Below are 303 nucleotides of genomic sequence, written 5' to 3'. Positions count from 1 at the left end.
GAACGCCAGCAGGGGCTCGGCGAACGGGCGGCCGACGTGCGCCGCGTAGTGCTGCTCCGGCCTCGCCCGGTCGAAGGTGCGCAGTTCGACGGCGGGAAGGGGCCGGCGCGCCGTGGGCTCGATACGGCTGGTGATCGCGCCTGCCAGGCCGCGCTTGCCTCCGTCAGGCTTCAGCAGGCCGAGAGTGCGCTGGGACACGGTGCCGCTCCTGGGGAATCGGTAGGGCATGGTGTATGCGGCCTTGCCCAGAGATTACCTCGGGTGAGCAGCCCGCCTTCCCGGCCGGGCTGCTTCCACCAGGTC

At 71.9% G+C, this 303-nt stretch carries 1 protein-coding gene; it reads right to left on the bottom strand.

Annotation, left to right across the window (positions count from 1 at the left end; all coding sequences use genetic code 11):
- On the bottom strand, positions 1 to 198 hold a 198-nt coding region (locus UK12_RS35210; protein ID WP_045307296.1), incomplete at its 3' end, for a nucleoside-diphosphate kinase.
- Positions 199 to 303: the final 105 nt, after the last annotated feature.

Origin of the sequence: Saccharothrix sp. ST-888, assembly GCF_000955975.1 — a bacterium.
Classification (GTDB): domain Bacteria; phylum Actinomycetota; class Actinomycetes; order Streptomycetales; family Streptomycetaceae; genus Kitasatospora.
Note: the sequence above shows the minus strand (reverse complement) of the source record. Positions and strands in the feature narration are given on the sequence as shown.